General features: G+C 70.3%; 19 protein-coding genes. 8 read left to right on the forward strand and 11 right to left on the reverse strand.

What is annotated here, in order from left to right:
* Nucleotides 1–6 precede the first annotated feature (6 nt).
* The gene (locus ASF82_RS06705) at nt 7–816 is read left to right on the forward strand and encodes a pyrimidine reductase family protein (protein ID WP_056054994.1); all 810 of its coding nucleotides are present in this window, start codon (nt 7–9) and stop codon (nt 814–816) included.
* Between the two features lie 68 nt (nt 817–884).
* On the opposite strand, the gene dhaM is transcribed toward ASF82_RS06705, so the two are convergent.
* The 3 genes from dhaM to dhaK are packed head-to-tail and all read right to left on the reverse strand — an operon-like array spanning nt 885 to nt 3,290.
* Nucleotides 885–1,571, reverse strand: coding sequence for a dihydroxyacetone kinase phosphoryl donor subunit DhaM (gene dhaM, locus ASF82_RS06710; RefSeq protein ID WP_235491179.1), 687 nt, complete (start codon nt 1,569–1,571; stop codon nt 885–887).
* On the reverse strand, nt 1,568–2,233 hold the full coding sequence (gene dhaL, locus ASF82_RS06715) for a dihydroxyacetone kinase subunit DhaL (RefSeq protein WP_056054997.1): 666 nt from the start codon (nt 2,231–2,233) through the stop codon (nt 1,568–1,570). Before dhaL ends, dhaM begins: the two co-directional genes overlap by 4 nt.
* A gap of 55 nt (nt 2,234–2,288) precedes the next feature.
* On the reverse strand, nt 2,289–3,290 hold the full coding sequence (gene dhaK, locus ASF82_RS06720; protein WP_056055000.1) for a dihydroxyacetone kinase subunit DhaK: 1,002 nt from the start codon (nt 3,288–3,290) through the stop codon (nt 2,289–2,291).
* Nucleotides 3,291–3,548: 258 nt separating this feature from the next.
* Between dhaK and ASF82_RS06725 the strand changes: the two genes are divergently transcribed.
* Together ASF82_RS06725 and glpK are read left to right on the forward strand one after the other, a co-directional pair.
* Nucleotides 3,549–4,226: an MIP/aquaporin family protein gene (locus ASF82_RS06725; RefSeq protein WP_056055941.1), complete on the forward strand. Its 678-nt coding sequence runs from the start codon at nt 3,549–3,551 to the stop codon at nt 4,224–4,226.
* 101 nt (nt 4,227–4,327) lie between these two features.
* Nucleotides 4,328–5,845, forward strand: coding sequence for a glycerol kinase GlpK (glpK, locus tag ASF82_RS06730; protein ID WP_056055003.1), 1,518 nt, complete (start codon nt 4,328–4,330; stop codon nt 5,843–5,845).
* A 153-nt stretch (nt 5,846–5,998) separates the two neighbouring features.
* Here glpK and trpD read toward each other — a convergent pair whose 3' ends face one another.
* On the reverse strand, nt 5,999–7,054 hold the full coding sequence (gene trpD / locus ASF82_RS06735) for an anthranilate phosphoribosyltransferase (RefSeq protein ID WP_056055009.1): 1,056 nt from the start codon (nt 7,052–7,054) through the stop codon (nt 5,999–6,001).
* Nucleotides 7,055–7,159: 105 nt separating this feature from the next.
* Here trpD and ASF82_RS06740 point away from each other — a divergent pair, with 105 nt between their 5' ends.
* From ASF82_RS06740 to ASF82_RS06755, 4 genes are read left to right on the forward strand one after another with little or no spacing between them, the layout of a single operon-like run.
* On the forward strand, nt 7,160–7,804 hold the full coding sequence (locus tag ASF82_RS06740) for a heme-copper oxidase subunit III (protein WP_082514370.1): 645 nt from the start codon (nt 7,160–7,162) through the stop codon (nt 7,802–7,804).
* 21 nt (nt 7,805–7,825) lie between these two features.
* The gene (locus ASF82_RS06745; protein ID WP_056055014.1) at nt 7,826–8,641 is read left to right on the forward strand and encodes a c-type cytochrome; all 816 of its coding nucleotides are present in this window, start codon (nt 7,826–7,828) and stop codon (nt 8,639–8,641) included.
* Between the two features lie 35 nt (nt 8,642–8,676).
* Nucleotides 8,677–9,744 (forward strand): ubiquinol-cytochrome c reductase iron-sulfur subunit, encoded by a 1,068-nt coding sequence (locus ASF82_RS06750; protein WP_056055016.1) that lies wholly within the window; start codon nt 8,677–8,679, stop codon nt 9,742–9,744.
* Complete coding sequence (locus ASF82_RS06755) at nt 9,741–11,444, forward strand: cytochrome bc complex cytochrome b subunit (RefSeq protein ID WP_056055019.1); 1,704 nt, start codon at nt 9,741–9,743, stop codon at nt 11,442–11,444. The genes ASF82_RS06750 and ASF82_RS06755 overlap by 4 nt, the downstream gene beginning before the upstream one ends.
* Nucleotides 11,445–12,631: 1,187 nt before the next feature.
* On the opposite strand, the gene ASF82_RS06760 is transcribed toward ASF82_RS06755, so the two are convergent.
* The 5 genes from ASF82_RS06760 to ASF82_RS06780 form a co-directional block, all read right to left on the reverse strand.
* The gene (locus ASF82_RS06760; RefSeq protein WP_056055023.1) at nt 12,632–13,048 is read right to left on the reverse strand and encodes a cytochrome c oxidase subunit 4; all 417 of its coding nucleotides are present in this window, start codon (nt 13,046–13,048) and stop codon (nt 12,632–12,634) included.
* A gap of 7 nt (nt 13,049–13,055) precedes the next feature.
* Nucleotides 13,056–14,798 carry a cytochrome c oxidase subunit I gene (ctaD, locus tag ASF82_RS06765; RefSeq protein ID WP_056055027.1) on the reverse strand — a complete coding sequence of 581 codons (1,743 nt, stop codon included), beginning with the start codon at nt 14,796–14,798 and terminating at the stop codon, nt 13,056–13,058.
* Between the two features lie 12 nt (nt 14,799–14,810).
* A complete protein-coding gene (gene coxB, locus ASF82_RS06770; protein ID WP_056055030.1) occupies nt 14,811–15,698 on the reverse strand; it encodes a cytochrome c oxidase subunit II in 888 nt (295 codons plus the stop codon).
* 230 nt (nt 15,699–15,928) lie between these two features.
* A complete protein-coding gene (gene erpA / locus ASF82_RS06775) occupies nt 15,929–16,312 on the reverse strand; it encodes an iron-sulfur cluster insertion protein ErpA (protein WP_056055034.1) in 384 nt (127 codons plus the stop codon).
* A gap of 108 nt (nt 16,313–16,420) precedes the next feature.
* Complete coding sequence (locus ASF82_RS06780; protein WP_056055037.1) at nt 16,421–17,836, reverse strand: dipeptidase; 1,416 nt, start codon at nt 17,834–17,836, stop codon at nt 16,421–16,423.
* A gap of 39 nt (nt 17,837–17,875) precedes the next feature.
* Between ASF82_RS06780 and ASF82_RS06785 the strand changes: the two genes are divergently transcribed.
* Nucleotides 17,876–18,454 (forward strand): DUF3043 domain-containing protein, encoded by a 579-nt coding sequence (locus ASF82_RS06785; protein ID WP_056055041.1) that lies wholly within the window; start codon nt 17,876–17,878, stop codon nt 18,452–18,454.
* Between the two features lie 100 nt (nt 18,455–18,554).
* On the opposite strand, the gene ASF82_RS06790 is transcribed toward ASF82_RS06785, so the two are convergent.
* Both ASF82_RS06790 and nrdR read right to left on the reverse strand, forming a co-directional pair.
* A complete protein-coding gene (locus ASF82_RS06790) occupies nt 18,555–19,598 on the reverse strand; it encodes a quinone-dependent dihydroorotate dehydrogenase (protein WP_056055044.1) in 1,044 nt (347 codons plus the stop codon).
* Complete coding sequence (nrdR, locus tag ASF82_RS06795; protein WP_056055048.1) at nt 19,595–20,077, reverse strand: transcriptional regulator NrdR; 483 nt, start codon at nt 20,075–20,077, stop codon at nt 19,595–19,597. The genes ASF82_RS06790 and nrdR overlap by 4 nt, the downstream gene beginning before the upstream one ends.
* Nucleotides 20,078–20,117 lie beyond the last annotated feature (40 nt).

Consider the following 20,117-nt stretch of genomic DNA (forward strand, 5'->3'; position numbering starts at 1 on the left):
GCCCCCGTGCCCGACCAGCCCGCCCGCGACCCGGTCGCCGACCCGGCCGCCCTCCGCCGCCTGCTGCCGCCCGACCCGACCGGCGTCGACCTCGACGACGACCAGCTGCTCGCGATGATCGACCCCGGCGACCGCGACGAGCCGCGCCTCCGCGTGAACTTCGTCTCGACGCTCGACGGCTCGTCCACGGCGGACGGCCTCTCGGGCAGCCTCGGCGGGCCGGCCGACAAGAGGGTCTTCGACCTGCTGCGCCGCGTCTCGGACGTCGTGGTGGTCGGGGCGGGCACGGTGCGCGACGAGGGCTACGGCCCGATGCGCCTCGACGACGCCTCCGTCGCGTGGCGCCGCGGGCGCGGGCTGCCCGACCACCCCGTCTTCGCGCTGGTCTCCGCGACGCTCCGGCTCGACCCCGGCAGCCCCGTCCTCCGCGACGCGCCGGTGCGCCCGGTCGTGCTCACCACCGACCAGGCGGACCCGGAGGCGCGGAGGGCCCTCGAGGGCGTCGCCGACGTCGTCGCGTGCGGCCGCGACCGCGTCGACCCGCGCCTCCTGCGTGAGGCACTGGTCGCCCGGGGCCTCCGACAGCTGCACTGCGAGGGCGGGCCGACCCTCTTCGGCGACCTCGTCGCCGCGGACGAGGTCGACGAGCTCTTCCTCACGCACTCGCCGACCCTGGAGGGCGGCGTCGGCCCCCGCATCGCCCGCTCGACGACCGGGGTCGCCGGCGACCTCCGCGAGCTCGAGCTGGCGCACGTGCTCGTCGCGGGCGACCTCCTGCTCACCCGCCACGTGCGACGGCGGGCACCCCGGGCCTGAGCCCGGGACGCCCGCCGTCGTCGTCGTCGTCGTCGGCGCCGCCGTCGTGGCGGCGTGGCGACGTCGGATCAGCCCTCGCCGAAGCCGCCCTCCACCAGGGCCACGAGGTCGTCGACGGCCTGGGCCGCGTCGGGGCCGGTGGCCATGATCGCCACCGTCGAGCCCTTGCCGAGCCCGAGGCCCATGATGCGCAGGAGGCTCTTCGCGTCGACGCCGTTCACCGTGACGTCGGCCTGGAAGCGCGACGCGTGCGTGACGAGGTCGGCGGCCGGCCGGGCGTGCAGCCCCGACTCGTTGACGAGGACGACCGAGCGCTCGACCGCGTCGCCGCCGCGGAGCTCGCGTTCGTCCCGGTGCGGGTCGGCGACCCCGGAGGCGGTGCGGGCGGCCGCGGCGACCTCCTGCAGCGTGCCGCCGGTCTCCGCCGAGACGGCCGCGGCGACGGTGCCCTCGACGACGGGCGCGTCGGCCAGCACGACCCGCGCGGCCTCCTCGTCGTCGAGGAAGTCGACGGCGGTCTCGGTGGTGAGGATCGCCGAGCCCAGGTCGCAGAGCACCACGACGCCCTGGCCCGTGTCGGCGGCCGAGAGCGCCGCGGAGATCTTGTCGAAGCTCGTGCCGAGGCCGCCCTCGTCGGTGCCGCCCGCGGCCACGAGGGTCGTGGTCGGCGCCATCTGGCGAGCGAGCTCGACGGTGCCCTCGGCGATCGCCGCGCTGTGCGAGACGACGACGATGCCCACGCCGGCCACGGTCACGCCTCCCCGGTGGTCGCGGCGGCGGCGGGGGTCGCGGCGGCCTCGGCGGCCGCGGCGAGGATGAGCGACGACGACTGCGCCCCCGGGTCGCGGTGCCCCACCGCCCGCTCGCCGAGGTAGCTGGCCCGGCCCTTGCGGGCGACGAGCGGCTCGGTCGACGCGGCGCCCTCCGCGGCGGCGTCGGCGGCGGCACGCAGCACGGCGGCCGGCTCGGCCCCGTCGCCCGCCGCGAGGCCGGCGGCCTCGACGGCCGGCGTCCACGCGTCGATCATCGTCTTGTCGCCCACCTCGGCCTTGCCGCGCAGCACGACGCCGTCCCGTGCCGCCGTGAGGAAGGCCACGACCGCCGCGGAGTCGAGCTCGGTCGCGTCGCCGAGGGCCGCGGCCCCCTTGAGGTACGCCGTGCCGAGCAGCGGGCCGGAGGCTCCCCCGACGGTGGAGATGAGGGTCGTGGCGACCATCTTCAGCAGCTGGCCGGGCGTGGCGTCCTCGGGCTGCTGGCCGAGCTTGGCCCGCACGGCCGAGAAGCCGCGCTCCAGGTTCTCGCCGTGGTCGCCGTCGCCGATCTCGCGGTCCAGCTCGACCAGCGCGGCACGCTGCTCGCGCACCACGTCGGCCGTCCGTTCGATGAAGGCGCGGGTCCAGGTCGCGTCGAGTGTCATGCGTCTCCTCCTCGTGGGGGTGCGGTGCGGGGGGCGGCGGGGCGGAGCAGCGGGCTCACCGGCCCCACCGGAGGGCGGCCGTCTCGACCGGAGCGTCCCAGAGCTCGGTCAGCTCGTCGTCGAGACGGGTCACGGTGATCGACATGCCCTGCATCTCGAGCGAGGTGACGTAGTCGCCGACGAGCGTGCGGGCGACCTCGACGCCGCGCTCGGCGAGCAGCTCGGCCGCCCGGCGGAAGGCGACGTAGAGCTCGACGAGCGGGGTGCCGCCCATGCCGTTGACGAACAATAGGACGCGGTCGCCGGAGGCGGTGCCCAGGTCGTCGAGGACGGCGCCGAGCAGGCGGTCGACGATGCGGTCGACGGGCTCGAGCGGCACGCGCTCGCGACCGGGCTCACCGTGGATGCCGATGCCGATCTCGACCTCGTCGTCGGCGAGGGTGAAGCTGGGCTCCCCCGCGTGCGGCACCACGCCGGCGGTGAGCGCGACGCCCATCGTGCGGGTGGCGGCGTTCGTCCGGCGGGCGATCTCGGCGACCTGCTCGAGGCCGTCGCCGCGCTCGGCGGCCGCGCCGGCGGTCTTCTCGACGACGACCGTTCCGGCGACGCCGCGACGGCCGGCCGTGTAGGTGGAGTCCTTGACCGCGACGTCGTCGTCGACGACGACCGTCTCCACGGTGACGCCCTCCGCCTCGGCGAGGTCGGCGGCCGTCTCGAAGTTCAGGACGTCGCCGGTGTAGTTCTTCACGATGTAGAGGACACCGGCTCCCCCGTCGACGGCCTGCGTGGCCGCGACGACCGGGTCGGGCGTGGGCGACGTGAAGACGGGGCCGGGCACCGCGGCGCTCAGCATGCCCGGGCCGACGAAGCCGGCGTGCAGAGGCTCGTGGCCGCTCCCTCCCCCGCTGACGATCGCGACCTTGCCGCTGACCGGGCCGGAGGCGCGGGTCACGAAGGTCGGGTCGTGAGACACCCGCAGGAGCCCCGGGTGGGCGAGGCCCATGCCGGCCACCGCCTCCTCGACGACGTCCTTCGGATCGTTGATGAGCTTCTTCATCGAAGTTCCTCCCTGGAACGGGCGGCGGTGCGCAGGCTCGCACCGTCCTGGTCAGAAGCTACCCCCCGAGCCGTACGCACCTGCTCCGTGCACATATGTGCATCTCGGGTGATTCGGCTACCTTCCTGAGGGTTGCCCGGGTCTATGGTGAGGCCACACGCTCACCGCGGTGGTGCACAGTCGCACCCCGCCCGACGACTAAGGAAGGTCGACGTGGACCTGGGACTGATTTTTCTCTCTGAAGTGGTGGGCACGGCCATGCTCATCCTGCTCGGTGGCGGCGTCGTCGCCAACGTGGCCCTCACGAAGTCGAAGGGCTTCAACGGCGGGACGCTGATGGTCAACTTCGGCTGGGGGCTCGCGGTCTTCGCCGCGGTCACGGTGTCGTACTCCTCCGGCGCGGCCCTCAACCCGGCCGTCAGCCTCGCGCAGCTGATCCTCGGCAACATCGACTTCGTCGCGTTCCTCGTGTACCTGGCCGCCCAGATGATCGGAGCCGTCATCGGTGCCGTCCTCGTGTGGCTCGTGTACAAGAACCACTTCGACGAGGAGCCCGACCCCGCGGCCAAGCTCGGCGTCTTCTCCACCGGCCCTGCCATCCGCAACTACGGCTGGAACCTCGTCACCGAGATCATCGCGACGTTCGCCTTCGTGTTCGTGGTCATCGGCTTCACCAACGGCGGCACCCCGGCCGAGCTGGGCGCGATCCCCGTCGCCTTCCTCGTGATCGCGATCGGCGCCTCCCTCGGTGGCCCGACCGGCTACGCCATCAACCCGGCCCGTGACCTCGGCCCGCGCATCGCCCACGCCTTCCTGCCCATCAAGGGCAAGGGCTCGAGCGACTGGTCGTACGCCTGGGTCCCCGTGGTCGGCCCCCTGGTCGGCGGCGCCCTCGCCGCCGTGGTCTCGGGCGCGCTGCTGCCCCTGGCCGCCTGACCCCCACACCGACTCACCGCTGACCGCGGCACGGCCGTGCCCACCCGAGGCGCACCCGCCGTGCCGTGGTCGACACCATCAACGACGAAGGAGAACCACCCGTGAGCGACGACTACATCCTGGCGATCGACCAGGGCACCACCAGCACCCGCGCCATCATCTTCGACCACTCCGGGTCGATCGTGGCCACCGGCCAGAAGGAGCACGAGCAGATCTTCCCGCGCGCCGGGTGGGTCGAGCACGACCCCGCCGAGATCTGGGAGAACGTCCGCGAGGTCATCGGCCAGGCCCTGTCGCGCGCCGACATCACGCGCCACAACATCAAGGCCGTGGGCATCACCAACCAGCGTGAGACCGCCGTCGTGTGGGACAAGACCACCGGCAAGGCCGTCTACAACGCCATCGTCTGGCAGGACACCCGCACCCAGTCGATCGTCGACCGCCTCGCGGCGGACGGCGGCGTCGAGCGGTTCAAGCCGATCGTCGGCCTGCCGCTCGCGACCTACTTCTCGGGCACCAAGGTCGTCTGGATCCTCGAGAACGTCGAGGGCGCCCGCGAGAAGGCCGAGGCCGGCGACCTGCTCTTCGGCACGACCGACACCTGGGTCCTCTGGAACCTGACCGGCGGCACCGACGGAGGCGTGCACGTCACCGACGTCACCAACGCCTCGCGCACCCTGTTCATGGACCTCGAGACGCTCGAGTGGCGCGACGACATCCTCGAGGCCTTCGACGTCCCCCGCTCGATGCTCCCCGAGATCAAGAGCTCGTCCGAGGTCTACGGCACCGTCGAGGCCTCCAGCCTCCTCCGCGAGGTCCCGATCGCCGGCATCCTGGGCGACCAGCAGGCCGCGACCTTCGGCCAGGCGGCGTTCGACCAGGGCGAGTCGAAGAACACCTACGGCACGGGCAACTTCCTCATCTTCAACACGGGCGAGGAGATCGTCCACTCGAAGAACGGGCTGCTCACGACGCTGGGCTACAAGCTCGGCGACGCGGCTCCGCACTACGCGCTCGAAGGTTCCATCGCTGTCACCGGCTCGCTGATCCAGTGGCTGCGCGACAACCTCGGCATCATCGGCTCGGCCCCCGAGGTCGAGGAGCTCGCCAAGACGGTCGACGACAACGGCGGCGTCTACTTCGTGCCCGCGTTCTCGGGCCTGTTCGCCCCGTACTGGCGCTCGGACGCCCGTGGTGCCCTCGTCGGCCTCACGCGCTACGTCAACAAGGGCCACATCGCCCGTGCTGCGCTCGAGGCGACCGCCTTCCAGACCCGCGAGGTGCTCGACGCGGTCAACGCCGACTCGGGCGTCGACCTCACGGAGCTCAAGGTCGACGGCGGCATGACCGGCAACGACGCCCTGATGCAGTTCCAGGCCGACATCCTGAACGTGCCCGTGGTGCGTCCGGTCGTCGCCGAGACCACCGCCCTCGGCGCCGCGTACGCCGCGGGCCTCGCGGTCGGCTTCTGGGAGACGCTCGACGACCTGCGCTCGAACTGGCAGGAGGACAAGCGCTGGACTCCTGCCATCGAGTCCGACGAGCGCGACCGCACGCTCCGCCTCTGGAAGAAGGCCGTCACGAAGACCTTCGACTGGGTCGACGAGGACGTCAACTGACGTCGGTGCTGACGACACGGTGCTGACGACACGGCGCTGACGCGTCGACGGCAGGGAGAAGGGCCCGTTCCTCGGAACGGGCCCTTCTTCCGTACTCGGGGGCGTCGACCCCGGCGCTCGGCGGGTCGAGACGGTCCGGTCAGGACCCGGGGGTCAGGACCGTCGGGTCGCTGCGACCCACTCGTCGAGCTTGGCGGCGGCGGCGCCGCCGTCGATCGCCGCGCGGGCCACGGCCAGCTGCTCACGGAAGCGGGCGACGATCGGACGGTCGCGTTCCGACTGGTCGGCCGCCAGCCGGTAGCTGACGAGGCCGGCCGCGGCGTTGAGCAGGACGATGTCGCGGACGGGCCCGGTCTCCCCCGCGAGGACGCGTCGGGCGATCGCCGCGTTGTGCTCGGCGTCCCCCCCGACGAGGTCCGCGATGCGGGCCCGCGGGATGCCGAGGTCGAGGGGGTCGAGGTCGTGCTCGGTGACCGATCCGGTCGAGACCTCCCAGATGTGGCTGTGGCCGGTCGTGGTCAGCTCGTCCAGGCCGTCGTCGCCGCGGAACACGAGAGCGGTCGCGCCTCGGGTCTGGAACACGCCGACGATCAGGGGCACCTTGTCGAGCTGGGCCACCCCCACGGCGCTGGCCTCGGGCCGGGCGGGGTTGACGAGCGGGCCGAGGAAGTTGAAGACGGTCGGCACGCCGATCTCGCGCCGGACCGCCGCCGCGTTCCCGAAGCCGGGGTGGAAGGCCGCCGCGAAGGCGAAGGTGAGCCCGGCGTCGGCGAGCACCTCCGCGACGCGCTCCGCGCCCAGCGTGAGGTCGATGCCGAGCGCCGCCAGCACGTCCGACGACCCCGACGACGAGCTGGCGGCGCGGTTGCCGTGCTTGATGACGGGCACGCCCGTCGCGGCGACGACGATCGACGCCATCGTCGAGACGTTGACCGTCCCGAAGCGGTCGCCGCCGGTGCCCACGATGTCGACGGCCATGGACGGCACGGGCAGCGGCACGGCGTGCGCGAGGACGGCGTCACGGAACCCGACGATCTCGTCGACGGTCTCGCCCTTGGCCCGCAGGGCCACCAGGAAGGCCGCCAGCTGAGCCGGCGTCGCCTCCCCCGTCATGACCTGCTCCATGGCCCACGTGGCCTCGGTGATCGAGAGGTCACGACGCGCCAGGAGGGCGTCGATGAGGGCAGGCCAGGCGAGCTCGTGGGTCATGTGCCCAGGCTAGCGTCGGGCCGGAGCACGCCAAGTAGCTCGTCGTCAACAGAAATTCCCGGCGCGGAGTTTCCTGCGCAAACCCAGGGCGACTTACCAGGCATAATGGACGGCGTGACAAGTACCTCTCTCTCCAGGCCTTCCAGCGCGCCGGTCGTCAACCGCCCGAGCACGGTCGCCGTGGGCACCATCGTGTGGCTCGGCAGCGAGGTCATGTTCTTCGCCGGGCTGTTCGCGATCTACTTCACGCTGCGCAGCACGTCCCCCGGTCTCTGGGCCGCCGAGACGGCCAAGCTCGACGTCCCGTTCGCGCTCACGAACACCATCACCCTGGTGCTCTCGTCGGTCACGTGCCAGTTCGGCGTCTTCGCCGCCGAGCGCATGCAGGCCCGCCGCACCGGTCGCCTCTTCCAGGTCGGCAGCTGGGGCATGGTCGAGTGGTTCTTCCTGACGTACTCCATGGGCGCGGTCTTCATCTGCCTCCAGGTCTTCGAGTACGCCCACCTCATCTCCGAGCACGTGACGCTCAGCTCGAGCGCCTACGGCTCCGCGTTCTACATGACGACCGGGTTCCACGGCGCCCACGTCATCGGCGGGCTGATCGCCTTCCTCCTGACCATCGGTCGCGCGTTCGCGGCCAAGAACTTCGGTCACAAGGAGGCCACGACCGCCATCGTGGTCTCGTACTACTGGCACTTCGTCGACGTGGTGTGGATCGGCCTCTTCATGGTCGTCTACGTCCTCAAATAGGCATCGGAAAGTTCGCACAGCATGTTCACCAGAAGCTCCTCCTCGCGACGCACCGCCAAGACCGGCCGCCGCAGCCCCGTCGCCACGGCGTCGCTCCTCCTCGTGGGCCTGCTCACGACCGGCGGCGCCTACGCGCTCTTCTCCTCCACCGCCACCGCTGAGGAGTCCGCCCCCGCAGCGGCCTCGCAGCAGAGCGTCGACGAGGGGCAGAAGCTCTTCGCGTCCAACTGCGCCACCTGCCACGGCCTGTCGGCCGACGGCACCGGCGAAGGCCCCAGCCTGATCGGCGTGGGCGCTGCCTCCGTCGACTTCCAGGTCGGCACGGGTCGCATGCCGATGGCGGCCAACGGCCCGCAGGCCGAGGAGAAGCCCGTCCAGTTCACCGACGAGCAGGTCTCCGACCTCGCGGCCTACGTCGCGTCGCTGGCCCCCGGCCCCGCCATCCCCGACGAGGAGTACCTCGCCGCGGACGGCGACACCACCAACGGCGCCGAGCTCTTCCGCATCAACTGCGCCATGTGCCACAACGTCGCCGGCGCCGGCGGTGCCCTGACGGAGGGCAAGTACGCGCCCTCGCTCAAGGGCGTCAGCGAGGCCCACATCTACGAGGCCATGCTCACCGGCCCGCAGAACATGCCGGTCTTCAACGACCTCAACCTCTCCCCGCAGGACAAGGCTGACGTCATCACGTACCTCAAGTACCTGGAGAAGAACCCGTCGCCCGGCGGGTTCGAGCTCGGCAGCCTCGGCCCGGTGGCCGAGGGCCTCTTCATCTGGATCTTCGGCCTCGGAGCGATCGTCGCCGTGACCATCTGGCTCACGGCCCGCTCCAACTAGCGGCCCTCCTCGTACTTCACTGAAAGGCAGCACCCATGGCACAGCACGACGACGAGGCCCCGGAGACGGGCTCGGCTGTCGAGAAGCACGAGCCCCGACGGGTCTCGGCCGGCACGGCCGTCCTGACGACGGACGTCTTCGAGAACCCGGGCGAGCCGCCGCACCGCGACCGCGTCACCGACATCGACCCGCGGGCCGAGAAGCGTGCGGAGCGCCAGGTCAGCACCTGGTTCTTCCTCTCGATCGTCGGCAGCATCGCGGCCATCGGCGCCTACGTGGCCTTCCCGATCACGTCCGGCGACTCGGGTTCCGTCCGGCTCAACAACCTCTTCCTCGGCCTCGGCATCGCTCTCGGGCTCCTGTCCGTCGGCATCGGTGCCGTGCACTGGTCCAAGACCCTCATGCCCGCCCGTGAGATCACGGAGATGCGTCACAGCACCCGTGGCACGGACGAGACGCGCGGGAAGGCCGTCGAGGTCTTCGCCCTGGGCAACCAGGAGTCCGGCTTCGGGCGCCGTGCGCTGATCCGCAACAGCCTCATCGGCGCGCTCGTCGCCACCCCGCTCCCCGCGGTCGTGCTCTTCCGCGACCTCGCTCCCGCCGAGGACCCGAACGAGGTCCTCCGTCACACGTTGTGGGAAGAGGGCATGCACCTCACCCGCGACCCGTCCGGTGCTCGCATCAAGGCCTCGGACGTCACCCTGGGCTCGGTCTTCCACGTGATCCCCGAGAGCCTGAACGAATCCGAGCACCTGCTCGAGGAGAAAGCCAAGGCTGCAGTCCTCCTCATGCGTCTCAAGCCCGAGGACCTCAACATCCCCGAGGGACGCGAGGACTGGCAGTACGACGGCATCGTCGCCTACTCCAAGATCTGCACGCACGTGGGGTGCCCCGTGGCCCTCTACGAGCAGCAGACACACCACCTGCTCTGCCCCTGCCACCAGTCGACGTTCGACGTGACCAACAACTGCGAAGTGATCTTCGGGCCGGCCAAGCGCCCGCTGCCGCAGCTGCCGATCGCCGTGGACGCTGACGGGTACCTCGTCGCGCAGAGCGACTTCCACGAACCTGTGGGCCCGAGCTTCTGGGAGCGCGCCAAGTGACCACCACCACCCCTGCACCGGGTACCGACACGACGACCCCGTCGTCGCACGGCACCACAGTCTCCGCGCCGGCCTTCGCGCCGACCCGGACGAACAAGATCTTCGGCGCCACGGCGAACTACATCGACGAGCGCACGAGCATGTCGGGCCTCGTCCGCGAGGTCGGTCGCAAGATCTTCCCCGACCACTGGTCGTTCATGCTGGGCGAGGTGGCTCTCTACTCGTTCGTGGTGATCCTCCTGTCGGGCACCTTCCTGACGTTCTTCTTCCAGCCCTCCATGGCTGAGGTCAACTACAACGGCTCCTACGTGCCGCTGAAGGGCCTCAACATGTCGGCCGCCATGGCGTCGACGCTCGACATCTCGTTCGACATCCGCGGTGGTCTGCTGTTCCGCCAGATCCACCACTGGGCGGCACTGCTCTTCGTGGCGTCGATCATGCTGCACATGCTGCGCGTGTACTTCACGGGCGCGTTCCGCAAGCCCCGCGAGATCAACTGGGTCGTCGGCTTCACCCTCTGGGTGCTCGCCATGGCCGAGGGCTTCACCGGCTACTCCCTGCCCGACGACCTCCTCTCCGGCAACGGGGCGCGGATCATCGACGGCATGGTCAAGGGCATCCCGGTCATCGGCGTCTGGATCTCGTACCTCCTCTTCGGCGGCGAGTTCCCCGGCACCGACATGGTGGGTCGCTTCTACTCGCTGCACATCATGCTGCTGCCCGCCCTCCTGATCGCCCTGCTCGGCGTCCACCTGCTGCTGCTCATCATCAACAAGCACACGCAGTTCGCGGGCCCCGGCAAGACGAACGAGAACGTCGTCGGCGTCCCGGTCATGCCGGTCTTCGCGGCGAAGGCCGGTGGGTTCTTCTTCATCGTCTTCGGTGTCCTCGTCCTCATCGCGTCGCTCTTCACGATCAACCCGATCTGGAACTACGGCCCGTACGACCCCTCCCCCGTCTCCGCCGGCACCCAGCCGGACTGGTACATCGGCTTCGCGGACGGCGCCCTGCGCCTCGTGCCGCCGGGCTGGGAGTTCGTGGCGTTCGGCTACACCGTCTCGATGAACATCCTGGCTCCCATCGCGGTCCTGGTCGTCTTCATCCTGGCCGTGCTGCTGTACCCGTTCCTCGAGGCCTGGGTCACCGGCGACAAGCGCGAGCACCACATCCTGGACCGCCCGCGCAACGCCCCGACCCGCACGGCCATCGGTGCCGCCGGCATCGTGGTCTACGCCAGCCTCTGGGCGGCCGCCAGCTCCGACCTGATGGCGACGCACTTCCACCTCAGCCTCAACTACGTCATCCACACGGTGCAGGCCTGCCTCATCCTCGGCCCGTTCATCGCGTTCATGATCACGAAGAGGATCTGCCTCGCCCTCCAGAAGAAGGACCGCGAGATCGCCCTCCACGGCTACGAGTCGGGCCGCATCGTCCGCCTCCCCGGCGGCGAGTACGTCGAGGTCCACGAGCAGCTCGACGAGTACGAGCGCTGGAAGCTGCTCAACTTCAACGAGTACGAGCCCCTCATGGTCCGTCCGAACGCCAACGGGCAGATCACGCCCGTACAGCGTCTCCGCGCCTCGGTGTCGTCGTTCTTCTTCGAGGACCGCATCGCCCCGGTGAAGCGCTCGGAGATCGAGTCCTCGCACCACGAGGCCGTCCCCTCCGGTGACGAGCGCCGGTCGATCGACCAGCACTGATCCCTGCACCACAACGAAGGGCCCGACTGCTCCGGCAGTCGGGCCCTTCGTCGTTCGTGGTCCACGGGTCTGCTGCAGCCGGCGACGGGCGCCCCGTGGCCGGTGGCCCGTGACACGCGGCTCGGGCCTGCTCGGGCGTGCTCGGGCCTGCTGAAGCCCGCTCGGGCGGAGGCCGGACAGCAGAGCGGCCAGATGACCGTTCCCTCCCCTCGCCACCGCGGCGGGTCCGTGTCCCTCGCGGCGGGTCGACGCTGACGAGCCCGAGATGACAGGAACCCGTCCACCCGTGTTCCACGGGTGACCCTCCACTGATGGGGCAGTGATGGCCACCGGCTGACGGGCTCGAGGGTCGCGGCACGTAGGCACTCACCCGAGTGCTCCGGCCCTCTCTTCCTCGACGTTCACGAGCGGGAGAGCATGGACGGCGCCTCCCGATCCGACACGAGACGGGCCCGGCGCCGTCCCTTCCACTCGGCGCAGGCTGAGCGCGCGGCGCGCACGGTCAGCCCCTGCTCCCCCAGTCACCGGACCGGAGACTGCTGACCGCGGGGGTCCGGTGTTGCCTAGGGACCCCTCGGCGGGTCCGTGTCCCTCACAGCGGGTCGACGCTGACGCGCCCGCGATGACGGGAACCAGACCCACCCGCGATGCAGCGACGGCAGTGCATCGCGTGAGCACCGGCTCAGCGGCTCACGTGGTCCTGCACCGCGGGTCCTCCGGCGTTCATGGCCAGGAGAGCATCCGCGAAGCCTAGGGACCCGGGCCGTCCTGTGTTGCCCCCCGGTCCCTTCGGCGGGTCCACGTCCCTCCCGGCGGGTCAACGGTGACGCGCCCGCGATGACGGGAACCCGCCCTACCCCTGCAACAACGGCCCCCCTGGGACCGCTCAGCCCTCGCACGCCCAGAAGCACACCCATGGAGGGGCCCGAGGAGCGGGTCGGGCTCGAAGTGTCGACAGGCAACGGGCCCGCACACGGCGTTCGCGGTCATCCTGAGCGGCCACGGTGACCGTGCGCCCTCCACCAGGGCACCGACAGGGCTCAGGCTGTAGGCGAGACCGCCCCACCCCATGGTCAGGGGTCAGAGCCTGTCGCACGCCCCGCTGCCGCCCCTGAGAGCGTCTGGGCACACGACGACGGCGCCCACCCGGAGAGGGTGAGCGCCGTCGGCGTGGTCGTGCTGAGGGACTAGTGGGCGAAGTTGCCGCGGTAGTACTCGTAGACCCAACCGACCAGCGACACGGCGATCAGCGCACCGCCGATGTAGATGATCCACATGCCGACCGCCAAGGCCAGGAAGACCAGGCCGCACGAGAAGGCCAGCAGGATGGGCCACCACGACCACGGGCTGAAGTGCCCGAGCTCGGGGTCGCCGTCGTCGATGTTGGCGTCGAGACGGTCCTCGGGCAGCTCACCGCCCTGGGCGGCGTGCGAGCGACCCATGTAGAAGGCGAGGAACACACCCAGGGCGCCAGCGAGGCCGATGCCCATGGTGCCGGCCCACTCGACGCGGTTGACGTCGATGATGTTCCACACCGTGTACACGGCGCAGAGCGCGAAGAAGAAGATCGCGAGGATCCAGAACAGCGTGGCGTTGGTCTTCATCGGGGTCCTACTTCACCTTGTCGCTGGAAGCGTCGTACGTCGGGGCATCCGGGGCGTCCTTCGCCGGGCCGATGCCGACGGGGAGGCCGGCCTCGGGGTGGTTCAGGTCGAACGCCGGCGACTCCGACCGGATGCGCGGGATCGACGTGAAGTTGTGGCGGGGCGGCGGGCAGGACGTGGCCCACTCGAGGGAGCGGGAGTAGCCCCAGGGGTCGTTCACCTCGACCTTGGGCGCCCGACGAGCCGTGATGTACACGTTGTACAGGAACGGCAGGATCGAGATGCCGAGCAGCATCGAGCCGATCGTCGAGAGCTGGTTCATCCAGGTGAAGTGGTCCTCGGGCTGGTACGTCGCGTAGCGACGGGGCATGCCCATGACGCCGAGCCAGTGCTGGATGAGGAACGTGGTGTGGAAGCCGACGAACAGCATCCAGAAGTGGATCTTGCCGAGACGCTCGTTGAGCATCTTGCCCGTCCACTTCGGCCACCAGAAGTAGAAGCCGGAGAACATCGCGAAGACGACGGTGCCGAACACCACGTAGTGGAAGTGCGCCACGACGAAGTACGTGTCGGAGACGTGGAAGTCGAGCGGGGGCGAGGCGAGGATGACGCCCGTCAGCCCACCGAAGGTGAACGTGATCAGGAAGCCGATCGCCCAGAGCATCGGGGTCTCGAAGGTGACGGAACCGCGCCACATCGTCCCGATCCAGTTGAAGATCTTCACGCCCGTGGGGACGGCGATGAGCATCGTCATCAGCGAGAAGAACGGCAGCAGCACCGAACCGGTCACGTACATGTGGTGAGCCCACACGGTGACGGACAGGGCCGCGATCGAGATCGTCGCGTAGACGAGGGTCTTGTAGCCGAAGATCGGCTTGCGGCTGAAGACCGGCAGGACCTCGCTGATGATGCCGAAGAACGGCAGGGCGATGATGTAGACCTCGGGGTGGCCGAAGAACCAGAAGAGGTGCTGCCAGAGGATGGCGCCGCCGTTGGCCGGGTTGAAGACCTGGGCGTCGAACACCCGGTCGAAGCCGAGGCCGAACAGGGCCGCCGCCAGGACGGGGAAGGCCATGATCACGAGGATCGAGGTGATCAGCGTGTTCCAGGTGAAGATCGGCATGCGCCACATCGTCATGCCGGGCGCACGCATGGTCACGATGGTCGTGATGAAGTTGACCGAGCCGAGGATCGTGCTGAAGCCCGTCATGCCGAGGCCGAAGACCCACAGGTTGCCGCCGAGCCCTGGTGAGAACGTGGTGTCGGACAGCGGTGCGTATGCGAACCACCCGAACGAGGCCGCGCCCTGCGGGGTGAGGAAGCCGGCCACCGCGATGAGCGAGCCGAAGAGGTAGAGCCAGAAGGCGAAGCCGTTGAGCCGCGGGAAGGCGACGTCGGGGGCACCGATCTGCAGCGGCATAAGCACGTTGGCGAAGCCGGAGAACAGGGGCGTCGCGAACATCAGCAGCATGATCGTGCCGTGCATGGTGAAGAGCTGGTTGTACTGCTCCTTCGTCGCGACGACCTCGAGGCCCGGCGCGAACAGCTGCGCACGGATGATCAGCGCCATCACGCCGCCGAGGCAGAAGAAGAGGAACGACGCGATCAGGTACATGTACCCGATCGTCTTGTGGTCGGTCGACGTGAGCCAGCTCACGACGACGTTGCCCTTGCGGCCGACCTTGGAGGCCCCGAAGTCCTGACCTGAGGGCGTCCCACCGGTGGTGGGACGCGTGGCGGTGGCTGTCATCGAACCGTGCCCTTACTTCTCGTCGGAGCCGGCGGCGACGGGCGCCTCGTTGTTCGGCTCGTTGGTGTTGGTGTTGTACTGGTCGCCCAGCAGGCCGGTGTTGCCCTGCTGCGCGAGGGTCGCGAGGTAGTCGTCGTACTCGGACTGCGACACGACCTTGACGTTGAAGAGCATCAGCGAGTGGTACTCACCGCAGAGCTCGGCGCACTTGCCGGTGAAGGTGCCTTCCTTCTCCGGCGTGAAGTACATGTAGTTCGTCTTGCCGGGGATCGTGTCCTTCTTGTAGAGGAAGTCGACGACCCAGAAGGAGTGGGCCACGTCGCGCGAGTTGAGGTCGATCTCGACCGACTTGCCGACGGGGAGGTATAGAACGGGCAGCTGGCTCTCGTCGATGTTGCCGTCGCCGAGCTCCTGGGCCTGGATGCCCTGGTAGTAGACGCTGTCGTCTTCGTTCTGCTGGTCGATGTAGTTGAAGTCCCACGCCCAGCGCTTGGCGTAGACGTCGATCTTCACGTCGGGGCTGGCGGTCGGCGCCTCGATGGCGGCCTGGTCGCGGGCCGTGAAGGCGAAGAAGCCGAGCACGAGGATCAGGGGCACGACCGTGTAGAAGATCTCGATCGGCATGTTGTAGCGCAGCTGGACCGGGAGGCCGGTCTGGCCCTTCCGACGGCGGTAGGCGATGCACGCCCAGATGACGAGGCCCCAGACGATGAGACCGACGATGAGCAGCACGATCCACGACGTGACCCAGAGGCCGATGATGCTGTCGACGTGGTTGGTGGTGCCCGCGGTGGTGGGCAGCCACCCCTGGAGCTGGTCGGTCGTGCAGCCTGCCAAGACCAGGGCCATGACGGCGGCCACGGGGATGGCGGCCCAACGAAGACGGCGGTTAGAACGCACTGTTACCTCTCGGATGACACGACAGCAAGGGGGATCTCCCAGTCTAGGACGGGACTTCCCTAGCCTACTCGCAGGTTGCACCGTCGATCGAACGCAGCACGCCGTTCGTTCGACATCGAGACGGGAGCCCTGCTCACGGACGACGACGGGGACCGCCCCTGACGAGGCGATCCCCGGGACCGCGGTGCTGATGGTGGCCCGGACCGGCAGCCCGGTCGGGCGGGAGCGATCTAGTGGAAGCTGTCGCCGCAGGCGCAGCTGCCCTGGGCGTTGGGGTTGTCGATCGTGAAGCCCTGCTTCTGGATGGTGTCCTCGAAGTCGATGGCGGCACCGTCGAGGTAGGGCACGCTCATCTTGTCGACGACGACCTCGACGCCGTCGTAGTCGACGGTCGCGTCGTTCTCGAGCAGTCGCTCGTCGAAGTACAGCTGGTAGATGAGCCCCGAGCAGCCGCCGGGCTGGACGGCGACCCGGAGGCGCAGGTCGTCGCGCCCCTCCTGCATCAGGAGGCTGCGGACCTTGTCGGCCGCGGTGGAGGTCAGCTGCACGCCGTGGGCGGCGGCCTCGGCCGTGCTGGCCGTCTCGACGGGGGCGGTGGTCGCGGTGTCGGTCATGGTGTCTCCGTTCGGGCGGTGGGAGTGTCGGACACTCGTCGTCGACCAGTGTAAGCAGCACTCCCCCGCTTTTGTTCCTCGTACGGCGGACGAGCAGGGAGGCGGGCCTCAGCCCCGGGCGTCGAGGCGCGCCAGCAGGATGGCCTCGCTGAGGACGGCCCGGTGCAGCACGCCGAGGTGCTGCGACTCGTTCGGGCTGTGGGCGCGCGTGTCGGGGTCCTCCACGCCGGTCACGAGGATCTGCGCCGCGGGGAAGGTCCGCACGAGGTCGGCGATGAAGGGGATGGAGCCGCCGATGCCGGTCTGGAGCGGTGCCTCCCCCCAGCCCTCGGTCATCGCCACGGTGGCGTCGGCGATGGCCCAGCCGGTGGTGTCGACCAGGAAGGGGTCGCCCTTGTCGACGTCGGTGACCTCGACGTGGGCGCCGAACGGGGCGTGCGCCAGCACGTGCGCCTCGAGCGCCTCGTAGGCGGAGTCCGCCGTCTGGCCGGGGGCGATGCGCGCGCTGACGCGGACGGAGACCTCGGGCAGGAGCGTGTTCGACGCGTTCGCCACCGACGGGGCGTCGATGCCGGTCACGGTGATGGAGGGCTGCGACCAGACGCGGCTGAGGAGGGGGCCCGTGCCGATCGGGGCGACGCCGTCGAGCAGGCCGGACTCTTCGCGCAGGGTCTCCTCGGTCTGCTCCGGGTGGTCCGCGTCGCGGCTCTCCAGGCCCGCGACCGCGACGCTGCCGACCTCGTCGTGGAACGTGCCCAGGAGGCGGACCATGGCCATCATGGCGTCCGGGACGGCGCCTCCCAGCATCCCGGAGTGCGAGGCATGGGCCAGCGTGCGGACGGTGAGGCGGAAGGTCACGTTGCCGCGGAGGCCGACCGTGATGGCCGGGACCGTCGTGCTCCAGTTGTCGGAGTCGGCCACGACGATGACGTCCGCCTCGAGGTCGTCGTGGTGCTGACGGAGGAAGTCGGCGAACGAGCGGGAGCCGAACTCCTCCTCGCCCTCGATGAAGAGGGCGACGCCGACCCCGAGGTCGTCGCCGAGCACCTCGTGGACGGCCCGGAGCGCGGCGACGTGGGTCATGACCCCGGCCTTGTCGTCGGAGGCGCCCCGCCCGTACAGCCGGTCGCCCTTGAGGGTGGGCTCGAAGGGCGGGGTCTCCCAGTCCGCGTCGTCGCCCTGGGGCTGGACGTCGTGGTGCGCGTAGAGCAGGACGGTCGGCTTGCCCTCGCGCGCCGCACGACGGGCCAGGACGGCGGGCTGCCCCGTGGTGCCGGAGTCGCCGATCGGAGCGCTGCTGACGCGGACCTCGTCGAAGAGGCCGGTGCTCCGCACGAGCTCGGCGACGGCGTCGGCGCTGGCGGCGACGTGCGACGGGTCGTAGGCGTCCCACGAGACCGAGGGGATCCGCACGAGCGAGCTCAGGTCGGCGATGGTCCGGGGCAGGCCGCCCTGCACGGCCTCCGCGAGTTCGCTGACAGTGCGGGGGTCGGTCGGGGAGACGGGATGCTGCGAGACGGTCATGCAGGTAATCTTAGGAACTCGACGAGACCCGAGGACACCGTGGCGAAGGCATCAGACAAGACCATCACGACGACGCAGGTCGCCGACCCCGAGTCGACGACGGCGGGCAAGGGCCGCCCCACCCCGTCGCGTCGCGAGCGGGAGCAGGCCAACGTCCGCCCCCTCGTGGCCAAGGGCAAGGAGGCGCAGAAGGCCCAGCGGGCTCGCCTGGCCGAGCAGCGCGACCGGGCCCGGATCGGCCTCGCCAACGGCGAGGAGAAGTTCCTCCCCGTCCGCGACAAGGGGCCGCAGCGCCGCTTCATCCGCGACTACGTGGACGCCCGGTACAGCGTCGGCGAGGCGATGATCCCGCTCATGGTGCTCGTCATCGTGATGAGCCTCGTCAACGTCACCGCCGTCCAGGCGGCCACCCTGTTCGTCCTCTGGGGCTTCTTCATCGTCGCGATCGTCGACTGCCTCGTCGCCGGCCACCTGGTCACGAAGAAGCTCACGGCGAAGTTCGGCGCCGACGCCGTCCAGAAGGGCAATCGCTGGTACGCCGCGATGCGCTGCATGCAGCTCAAGCCCATGCGCCTGCCGAAGCCGCAGGTGAAGCGCCGGGAGTTCCCCGTCCTCTGAGACGGGCCCGCGCCTCCTCGGGGGCGCCTGGACCACGACGACGTCCCGTTCCTCTCGAGGAGCGGGGCGTCGTCGTGTCGCCGGGGCGGGCGCCCCCGCGTCAGCCTCGGCGTCGGAGCGCCCGGAGGCCGCGGTTGACATGGCGGGCCCAGAGCGGACCGCGGTACAGGAACGCCGTGTAGCCCTGCACGAGGGTCGCACCGGCCCGGAGGCGGTCGGCCACGTCGCGCGCCGTGCTGACGCCGCCGACCGAGATGACGCAGACCTCGGCGGGGAGCACCTCGCGGAGCAGGCGGAGCACCTCCAGGGACCGCGCCGCCAGCGGCGCGCCGGAGACTCCCCCGGCGCCCGCGGCCTCGACCACGGACGCCGGCGTCGTGAGCCCCTCGCGGGACAGGGTCGTGTTGGTGGCGATGACGCCGGCGAGCCCGAGCTCGGTGACGAGCCCGCCGATGCGACGGACGCCGTCGTCGTCGAGATCAGGGGCGATCTTGACGAGGACCGGCGTCCGGCCCGCGGCGTCGCGCACGGCGCTGAGCAGCGGCGAGAGCCGGTCGAGCTCCTGGAGGCCGCGGAGGCCGGGCGTGTTCGGCGAGCTGACGTTCACGGCGAGGTAGTCGGCCAGGGGCGCGAGGAGGCGCGTGCTGACCAGGTAGTCGTCGACGGCGTCGTCGACGTCGACCACCCGGCTCTTGCCGATGTTGACGCCCACCACGGGGCGGACGGCGGCACGGCGGGCCCGCGTGAGCTCCTCGGCGGCCTGCTCCGCGCCTCCGTTGTTGAAGCCCATGCGGTTGACGACCGCCTCGTCGGGCACGAGCCGGAAGAGACGCGGGCGCTCGTTGCCGGGCTGTGCCCGCGCGGTGATCGTGCCGACCTCCACGTGGCCGAAGCCCAGGGCACCGAGGCCGGCGATGCCCCGCGCGTCCTTGTCGAAGCCGGCCGCCACGCCGAACGGCGACGCGAACCGGAGCCCGAGCGCCTCGACGGCGAGCGAGGGGTGGGGAGCCGTGAACCGCCGCACCACGGGGGCGAGGCCGAGGCGCGGCACGGCACGGATGACGCGGAAGGCGAGGTGGTGGGCGTCCTCCGGGTCCATGCGCGCGAACACCACGTCGAAGAGGACCCGGTACGGCGTCCTCATTCGTCCACCGACCGGGCCGGACGCGGACGCGAGGCGTGCTCGGACCGGAGCTGCGAGATCGACGCCTCGAAGTCGTCGAGGGAGTCGAACGCCTGGTAGACGCTCGCGAACCGGAGGTACGCGACCTCGTCGAGCTCGCGCAGCGGCGGCAGGATGGCGAGGCCGATGTCGTTCGCCTCGATCTGGGACGTGCCGGAGGCCCGGACGGCCTCCTCCACCTTCTGGGCCAGCAGGGCGAGGTCGCCGTCGGTCACCGGTCGCCCCTGGCAGGCCTTCCGCACGCCCGAGATGATCTTCTCCCGGCTGAAGGACTCGAGCACGCCGTTGCGCTTGACGACGTTCAGGCTCGCCGTCTCGGTGGTGCTGAACCGTCGACCGCAGTTCGGGCACTGGCGTCGGCGGCGGATGGAGGTGCCGTCGTCGCTCGTGCGCGAGTCGACGACGCGGGAATCGGGGTGGCGGCAGAAGGGGCAGAACATGGTGCCCTCAGCGTACTGGCAGCGGGGACGGCCGACGGCG

The organism is Frigoribacterium sp. Leaf164, from assembly GCF_001423665.1.
GTDB lineage: Bacteria > Actinomycetota > Actinomycetes > Actinomycetales > Microbacteriaceae > Frigoribacterium > Frigoribacterium endophyticum.

Excerpts from the sequence above, each read along its gene's own strand:
- dhaK (WP_056055000.1), bottom strand. The coding sequence starts at position 3,290 with ATGAAGAAGCTCATCAACGATCCGAAGGACGTCGTCGAGGAGGCGGTG.
- ASF82_RS06725 (WP_056055941.1), top strand. The coding sequence starts at position 3,549 with ATGCTCATCCTGCTCGGTGGCGGCGTCGTCGCCAACGTGGCCCTCACG.
- nrdR (WP_056055048.1), bottom strand. The coding sequence starts at position 20,077 with ATGTTCTGCCCCTTCTGCCGCCACCCCGATTCCCGCGTCGTCGACTCG.
- ASF82_RS06745 (WP_056055014.1), top strand. The coding sequence starts at position 7,826 with ATGTTCACCAGAAGCTCCTCCTCGCGACGCACCGCCAAGACCGGCCGC.
- ASF82_RS06750 (WP_056055016.1), top strand. The coding sequence starts at position 8,677 with ATGGCACAGCACGACGACGAGGCCCCGGAGACGGGCTCGGCTGTCGAG.
- ASF82_RS06760 (WP_056055023.1), bottom strand. The coding sequence starts at position 13,048 with ATGAAGACCAACGCCACGCTGTTCTGGATCCTCGCGATCTTCTTCTTC.
- ASF82_RS06780 (WP_056055037.1), bottom strand. The coding sequence starts at position 17,836 with ATGACCGTCTCGCAGCATCCCGTCTCCCCGACCGACCCCCGCACTGTC.
- ASF82_RS06740 (WP_082514370.1), top strand. The coding sequence starts at position 7,160 with ATGGACGGCGTGACAAGTACCTCTCTCTCCAGGCCTTCCAGCGCGCCG.
- ctaD (WP_056055027.1), bottom strand. The coding sequence starts at position 14,798 with ATGACAGCCACCGCCACGCGTCCCACCACCGGTGGGACGCCCTCAGGT.
- dhaL (WP_056054997.1), bottom strand. The coding sequence starts at position 2,233 with ATGACACTCGACGCGACCTGGACCCGCGCCTTCATCGAACGGACGGCC.
- erpA (WP_056055034.1), bottom strand. The coding sequence starts at position 16,312 with ATGACCGACACCGCGACCACCGCCCCCGTCGAGACGGCCAGCACGGCC.
- ASF82_RS06790 (WP_056055044.1), bottom strand. The coding sequence starts at position 19,598 with ATGAGGACGCCGTACCGGGTCCTCTTCGACGTGGTGTTCGCGCGCATG.
- trpD (WP_056055009.1), bottom strand. The coding sequence starts at position 7,054 with ATGACCCACGAGCTCGCCTGGCCTGCCCTCATCGACGCCCTCCTGGCG.